The organism is Serratia sp. Ag1 (genome assembly GCF_000743355.1).
In the GTDB taxonomy this organism is placed as follows: Bacteria; Pseudomonadota; Gammaproteobacteria; order Enterobacterales; family Enterobacteriaceae; genus Chania.
Genome location: NZ_JQEI01000079.1, coordinates 1 through 5,406, shown reverse-complemented (window position 1 = coordinate 5,406; position 5,406 = coordinate 1). Strand labels below are relative to the sequence as shown.

The window sequence follows — 5,406 nt, the reverse complement described above, 5'->3', positions numbered from 1 at the left end:
GGATACTCAAGTCAGGCATTGCGTAATCAACTGAGAATTAAAGGGATAAAAGCTGTTATCCCTTTTAAATTGAATGAAAAAGCCAGCCAGGATAAACGCCGGAAACTCGATACCCGATTGTACAAAAAACGTAACGTCGTTGAACGTTGCTTCGCCAAGCTTAAAGAACATCGCCGAATCGCTACCCGCTCGGAAAAGACAGCGAGAAATTACCTGAGCATGCTTAAATTAGGTGCCATTCGGTTGTTTTTAAAGCGCTTGTCAAATTAAGGGACACAGCCTAGCACCCTTCCGTTGTTGAACGACAAGATGGTCGATATGGTTTTCATTACGGAATTTACCGGGTTAAGCGACAAGTGGTTCTACAAACTCATCAAGGATGGTGAGTTCCTCAAGCCCATCAAGCTAGGCCGTAGCTCCCGGTGGTTACAGAGCGAAGTGGAAGCCTGGATGCAGGAGCGTATTGCAGCGTCAAGGAAGTGAACGGGCTATCACGGAACGGTTGCTCTTCACGATGTTTACACTCACTCGGATGGCAGCCAGTGGAGTAAAATTAATTTGGATTTTTTAATATAATTAATACTTACTCTTTTTATTAATCTATCTAACTGCTTTATTAAAATTCACCATTATTATCAATATTTCATTAAGTTAACCTCTATGCCATCCCTTCGTCTTCTTGTCTTACGTTATCTCTGTCTTCTTTCTATTCATTAATATGTCTTTACTATTTCGTACCTTAATCACATGTTCGGGAGCTAACCGTATGCAAAACACAAGTACATTTAACCCATCCTGGAACCTTGACTGGTTTTTGGATGCCAGATTGAATTCACACATTGATGATTTGGTAAACCGCTACTCTTGCTTGCTGGCATTACGCGTAGATCTGTTTTATCAAAAAAGCACAGCTAGGTACGGACAACAGAATCATCGTCAGCTTGAAAATGAAGTTCGGCTGTTGATGGTGGAAATGATGCGCCAACCTGCCGTAGTCGGGTATTTTTGGGTTATCGAGTGGACAGTCGATCATGGATATCACGCACATGTGGTGTTCTGGTTGGATGGTCATGTAATACAACGACCTTATCCCTTCGCTGAGAAAGCAAGGGGATACTGGAATACGATAACACAGCAGGAAGGTGGGTTTTATCGCTGTGAATTCAAGGAGGGGTATACGGCGAACATCGACATCCCGGTGTGCTACGACGATCCTGACAGTATCCTGAATATCCGTCGCGCCTTGAGCTATCTGGCTAAAATAGAGCAGAAGGAGGGGTTGTGTTCATTCAGTTGCAATGACGTTCCTGAGCGTCCGGCGGCGGGGCGTCCTCGTAAGCGAATAAGTCATCCTGTCTAAAACGCAATTTCCCCTTCTTCATACCTGCTTATCGTTGCCAGTTATCTTGCCAAAGATCGCAGCAAGGTTTACAGCGCGTTGGATCGCTCTCTCGGTTATAGCCAGAAGTAATCTCTTACCGCGCAGGCCAATGCTGTGAGCAGGTAGCGCTACGGTGTCTGCTTTGGTTTGCCATGAACATCATTTAGATTTCATGCCGTTGTGGATAGAAACGATGATCGATGGCAATGAATGTTAACGGTGGAAGATTCGCTGGGGATGATGACTGTTGAGTACCGCTATTCCTGCCTCTGCTCTGTCTGCTCCTCCCGTTCAAGCGAGGTGTATATGCAACTGTTTTTTACCTCAATCCCTTACGCGGTCACATCCGAGGGAGAAATTGTAGATATCAACCACACGGGCAATGATCGGCTTGTCTGCGAGTTTTGCGGGGTGGGCTTGTGGTGCCGTACCGATGGCGAGGGCCGAAAGGTATTTGAGCATACCCTGATGAACCAAAGTGATATCGCCAACGCCAGCCGGTGTTTGTATTGGCACATGTTGACGGGTGATTGGCAACCTTATCATCGGTTAGCCCATTCAATGCTCTCTCGGCATATCTTGCAGCATCCCACCCTCAAGCGTACCTGGCACTGTCGGTCATGTGGGTATCGTTACGAAGGCAGGAAGTCTTGCCCACACTGTGCTGACTGGGTATCGACGGTTGAAGCCTGACGATCGACAACATTTTCCCGATGACATTAAACGTTCTAATTCAATGAGGTCCTTTGATGAAACACATACCTGCTAAAACTGCGATTGACGAATTTGGTTACCTGGTGAGCGCGACTGATGAGTTCAAGTGTCCTTGTTTATGGAATTTCTACTGTTTCCACTGTAATAGCCTGGTGGAGCTGGTGCTGGCACAGGGCGATCAGCCAGCGTATTTCATCCACAATCCAGAGCACTTGACTGAAACTGCGCTGGCGATTTGCCCCAACATCGACAGATCGCCTTCAGCCTGAAGGTTCGTCCTCCCCGATAGCAATCAGAAGAATAGTTATTGATGTGAGGGTATGAGCCACAACGGCCACATTCCACGTCATGATCTTGCTAATAAAAAACACACATTCGACGCCCCCCAAAATCCCGCGCTCCCATGCTTCATGCGATGTCTTCTGACGTGTCGCAGGGTCCGTGTTTCTTATGGTTCAAACAAGGAAACTCAACATGCAAAAGATCAACGCCATCAATCCGATTAATGTCGCTACCCGCTGGATATGTACACAGTGCCACCGACAATACGCGGGGGCCAAACACTGCACTTTCTGCCACAGTGCGGTGTTCAGCGTACCGGTTGGCTCCCAAGACAAGCACAATGCGCGCTGGCAACGTGCATGAACGTTCCTCTTACCTGCATTCAGCTAGACGAAAATGGCATTAAACGCACGCTGCAAACCGCCATTGATCAGTATCCTAGGTTGCTGGCATTACGTGTCCTATTGCGCTTGCCCGATATTGCCAATCAACCTATTGATACGCTGATAACGCTATTTCACGCTGCATTACGCCAGCACATCAACGCCTTCATCGATATTCGCCAATCAGCAGGTAAACCGGCACCACCAACTCAGCTCAGTCTGTTGTGGGGTGTCGAACAGCGTAGGGATCTCCCGATGCTGCTGCTGTTGAACCAGGATACCGTTTACAGCGTTCGCCATGATGCGGCGTTCCAGATACAAATTGATGCCGTTAATGCCCTCATCCGCCAGGCCTGGTCATCCGTTATCGGGCAACCCAACGAATGGGCGCACGTGCTGCTTTCGGAAACCCTTTGCATGCAGGTTGCCCGTGGTGATGTTGAACAATACGCTTCCCAATACGCTGCGCTCAGCAACAGCGTAAAATCGTTAGCTTCGGTGGTATGGACGCTCCCGTAAGCCACCGATCACCCGCCTGGCTGTTTCATCCTGCTCGTTGACCTGATTTCATTTCCTCTTCAATAGCACGACGTGTTGCCCGTAGACAGGGACGGATGTCCCCTGCGCGTCAGGTCGTGCAGGAGTTAACACAATGTATGCCAAATCTTTTATCGCGTTGGACAGTCATAACCGTTTGATTGGTGCCAGAACAGCGCAGACAGCTCCTGACGACCGCTACTGCTGCCACCTTTGCGGTAGCGCGATGAGGTTCCATCCAGATTATCAAACGGAACGCCCCTGGTTTGAACATCGGCAAAACACATTAACCGCTCAAGGTCGAGAATGTCCCTATGTCCAGCCAGATCGTGAAGAAAGACGGTATATCAAGATGCTGCGCCGCTATGTACCCGATGCTCACCCCATCGTTCGAAAAGCGGATTGGTTCTGCTTGAGTTGCAACACCGGGTATTACGGCGAGCGTTATTGTCTGGTGTGCCAGACCGGTGAGCACAGTACCGAAGTCATGGCTGATTTATAGCCCCTGGAGTCTGTAAGGATCAACATCATGCAATTTAAAAAGCTTCGCGAAGATTGTTATGCCAACGGAGAGCGTATCCAGGCTGACACGTTGCCCCCTGGCAACATTGCCCATTATTACTGTGACGACTGCCATAATCGCCTTATCTTGCACGTGACGCATACCGAAGGGCGGTACTTTGAACATGACCTGGAACGTATGGATATTGAGAGCGCGAGGGATTGCCGCTATCGTCTGATGGAAGACAGGCCTTGCTCCCCTTCTGCGCAAACGGCAGTGAGTCCCATCAGGCTGGGTTGGCCTGGCGTTGAGTTTTACTTTTGCGTCCTGTGTGACGAGTCGTACCTCGGGCGAAAAATCTGCCCGAAGTGTGGAGAGCATATCTACACCACCGAGATGAAATTACGCGATCCCTCCTGGGCATTGGAAAAATAGGCAAGGTTAATCAGCACGGTTTTCACTAAATAAGCGTTCCGAATAATAGATCACCTGAAGGGAACTCAGCCCGGTTAGTGTGATCTGAGCAATCGCTTCTGCTTCTGGGCGGTGGTCAGCCACTGCATCAGAAACAGATGCTGTTGCAGGTCAGACAACGCACGGCCTTGCTGCTGAGTCAGACGTAACGCAACCAGCCCACACCAGGCAAAGCGGGCCAGTTCGGGTAAAATGCGTTGGGAAACGTTCTCTGAATGCAACTCACACTTCGCAGTGGTTAAAAAGGAGTTTGCAACCCGTCTGTCTGCTCGCGGTTCCCTATCGCCACAGCCTGATGCTGGAAGTGTGTGCGATTCTTTACACATCGGCGCAATGAAATGCAACCTAGGTTTGTGTGAAAGGCGGTGTATGTCCAGATTGCAGTGGTTGCCCAGGGCTGATGTGGGGTAACGCCAGACTCAACAAACTAAATCAAGAGTGAGAAACATTCATGTTGCGAATATATTTGAGTCATCGGAGATGCATTGTGACGTCATGACGTCCCGAGACTTGACCGTTTTTAATAAAAAAATACCGGGTAATGCATGTTCTGTTCACCCTGTTTTTTCAGTGTTACCCGGTTGTTGCTGGGCTCATTGTTCCTTGCTATTCCTTGCCGAATGCGCGTTGGCTGCATCTCTTGGGAAAACTCTCAATAATCAGCATGATAAATCCATTAATTTTTAGAAATATTTAGTAACATTATTGGGTTTCACTAATCTGATTAAGGTTTCTACACTGCCGTCGGTGAGTTTTATCCGTATTCTCTCTTGATTCAGATAAACCTTATTGACACAGCGCTCTGCCGTTATCCTGCAAGGAATGGGCTGGCTTGTGACCCTCTTTTCATCTGCATCCGATGGTGCAAAAAGGACGTTGTTGTCTGGCAGGGTTAGCCATTCTTATTGATTCCCCAGGGCAGACCGTTCTTCATTCGTTTCCGTTGAACAGGGATAGCCATGTCCAAATCTTCCTACCAAAATGAAGTGCCTCGAGCACGCGTTAATATCAAACTTGACCTCCATACGGGTGGCGCACAGAAAAAAGTCGAGCTGCCGCTCAAATTGTTGGTGATGGGCGATTACAGCCACGGCCAGGAGCATCGCTCGCTATCCGAACGCGAAAAAATCGGC

Annotated in this window: 11 protein-coding genes; 10 read left to right on the top strand and 1 reads right to left on the bottom strand. The window is 48.6% G+C overall.

The features are described from left to right. From IV04_RS25655 to IV04_RS26340, 9 genes are all read left to right on the top strand, one after another. Nucleotides 1-270 (top strand): transposase (locus IV04_RS25655; RefSeq protein ID WP_152562959.1); only part of this gene is annotated, 270 nt, incomplete at its 5' end. A 39-nt stretch (nucleotides 271-309) separates the two neighbouring features. Continuing rightward, nucleotides 310-483 (top strand): AlpA family transcriptional regulator, encoded by a 174-nt coding sequence (locus IV04_RS24850; RefSeq protein ID WP_051916967.1) that lies wholly within the window; start codon nucleotides 310-312, stop codon nucleotides 481-483. 283 nt (nucleotides 484-766) lie between these two features. Further along, complete coding sequence (locus tag IV04_RS23990; protein WP_037404749.1) at nucleotides 767-1,360, top strand: inovirus-type Gp2 protein; 594 nt, start codon at nucleotides 767-769, stop codon at nucleotides 1,358-1,360. A gap of 231 nt (nucleotides 1,361-1,591) precedes the next feature. After that, complete coding sequence (locus IV04_RS27165; protein ID WP_152562958.1) at nucleotides 1,592-2,074, top strand: putative zinc ribbon protein; 483 nt, start codon at nucleotides 1,592-1,594, stop codon at nucleotides 2,072-2,074. 56 nt (nucleotides 2,075-2,130) lie between these two features. Continuing rightward, nucleotides 2,131-2,364 carry a hypothetical protein gene (locus IV04_RS23980; RefSeq protein ID WP_037404745.1) on the top strand — a complete coding sequence of 78 codons (234 nt, stop codon included), beginning with the start codon at nucleotides 2,131-2,133 and terminating at the stop codon, nucleotides 2,362-2,364. Nucleotides 2,365-2,569: 205 nt separating this feature from the next. Continuing rightward, nucleotides 2,570-2,740: a hypothetical protein gene (locus tag IV04_RS26500; RefSeq protein WP_161782112.1), complete on the top strand. Its 171-nt coding sequence runs from the start codon at nucleotides 2,570-2,572 to the stop codon at nucleotides 2,738-2,740. Continuing rightward, entirely contained in the window at nucleotides 2,737-3,279 is a 543-nt protein-coding gene (locus IV04_RS23975) for an inovirus-type Gp2 protein (protein WP_037404743.1), read from the top strand. Before IV04_RS26500 ends, IV04_RS23975 begins: the two co-directional genes overlap by 4 nt. Before the next feature lie 133 nt (nucleotides 3,280-3,412). Beyond that, nucleotides 3,413-3,799, top strand: a complete 387-nt coding sequence (locus tag IV04_RS23970; protein ID WP_037404740.1) for a putative zinc ribbon protein — start codon at nucleotides 3,413-3,415, stop codon at nucleotides 3,797-3,799. A gap of 27 nt (nucleotides 3,800-3,826) precedes the next feature. Continuing rightward, on the top strand, nucleotides 3,827-4,234 hold the full coding sequence (locus tag IV04_RS26340) for a putative zinc ribbon protein (protein WP_152562957.1): 408 nt from the start codon (nucleotides 3,827-3,829) through the stop codon (nucleotides 4,232-4,234). Between the two features lie 74 nt (nucleotides 4,235-4,308). On the opposite strand, the gene IV04_RS26495 is transcribed toward IV04_RS26340, so the two are convergent. Then, nucleotides 4,309-4,494 (bottom strand): DUF2913 family protein, encoded by a 186-nt coding sequence (locus tag IV04_RS26495; RefSeq protein WP_037404735.1) that lies wholly within the window; start codon nucleotides 4,492-4,494, stop codon nucleotides 4,309-4,311. A 738-nt stretch (nucleotides 4,495-5,232) separates the two neighbouring features. On the opposite strand from IV04_RS26495, the gene IV04_RS23955 reads away from it, so the two are divergent. After that, on the top strand, nucleotides 5,233-5,406 hold a 174-nt coding region (locus IV04_RS23955; protein WP_037404732.1), incomplete at its 3' end, for a type VI secretion system contractile sheath small subunit.

Bases quoted from the DNA above. Each gene is read 5' to 3' on its own strand.
- IV04_RS24850 (WP_051916967.1), top strand. From the start codon at position 310: ATGGTCGATATGGTTTTCATTACGGAATTTACCGGGTTAAGCGACAAG.
- IV04_RS23990 (WP_037404749.1), top strand. From the start codon at position 767: ATGCAAAACACAAGTACATTTAACCCATCCTGGAACCTTGACTGGTTT.
- IV04_RS27165 (WP_152562958.1), top strand. From the start codon at position 1,592: ATGTTAACGGTGGAAGATTCGCTGGGGATGATGACTGTTGAGTACCGC.
- IV04_RS23980 (WP_037404745.1), top strand. From the start codon at position 2,131: ATGAAACACATACCTGCTAAAACTGCGATTGACGAATTTGGTTACCTG.
- IV04_RS26500 (WP_161782112.1), top strand. From the start codon at position 2,570: ATGCAAAAGATCAACGCCATCAATCCGATTAATGTCGCTACCCGCTGG.
- IV04_RS23975 (WP_037404743.1), top strand. From the start codon at position 2,737: ATGAACGTTCCTCTTACCTGCATTCAGCTAGACGAAAATGGCATTAAA.
- IV04_RS23970 (WP_037404740.1), top strand. From the start codon at position 3,413: ATGTATGCCAAATCTTTTATCGCGTTGGACAGTCATAACCGTTTGATT.
- IV04_RS26340 (WP_152562957.1), top strand. From the start codon at position 3,827: ATGCAATTTAAAAAGCTTCGCGAAGATTGTTATGCCAACGGAGAGCGT.